The sequence below is a fragment of the Neisseria sp. P0019.S003 genome (assembly GCF_051957115.1).
Classification (GTDB): domain Bacteria; phylum Pseudomonadota; class Gammaproteobacteria; order Burkholderiales; family Neisseriaceae; genus Neisseria; species Neisseria flavescens_D.
In genome coordinates this window covers 1-540 of the sequence record NZ_JBQCWT010000039.1, presented here as the reverse complement: position 1 = coordinate 540, position 540 = coordinate 1, and the positions used below count along the sequence as shown (strand labels likewise).

Below are 540 nucleotides of genomic sequence, written 5' to 3'. Positions count from 1 at the left end.
GATAAGGGTTTCTCTACCGGCACTCACCGCAACCTTTCTTGGAACGCAGGCGTAGTCCTCAAGCCTTTCACCTGGATGGATTTGACTTATCGCGCTTCTACGGGCTTCCGTCTACCGTCGTTTGCCGAAATGTACGGCTGGAGAGCCGGGGAGTCTTTGAAAACGTTGGATCTGAAACCGGAAAAATCCTTTAATAGAGAGACAGGTATTGTATTTAAAGGGGACTTCGGCAATTTGGAAGCCAGCTATTTCAACAATGCTTATCGCGACCTGATTGCATTCGGTTATGAAACCCGAACTCAAAACGGGCAAACTTCGGCTTCTGGCGACCCCGGATACCGAAATGCTCAAAATGCACGGATAGCCGGTATCAATATTTTGGGTAAAATCGATTGGCACGGTGTATGGGGCGGGTTGCCGGACGGGTTGTATTCCACGCTTGCCTATAACCGTATCAAGGTCAAAGATGCCGATATACGCGCCGACAGGACGTTTGTAACTTCATATCTCTTTGATGCCGTCCAACCTTCACGATATGTA

The 540-nt window shown here is 48.7% G+C and carries 1 protein-coding gene; it reads left to right on the top strand.

Annotated features, from left to right (window positions below; genetic code table 11):
* The coding region (locus ACTHTS_RS10970) for a TonB-dependent receptor domain-containing protein (RefSeq protein WP_440370052.1) at positions 1-540 on the top strand (540 nt) is incomplete at both ends.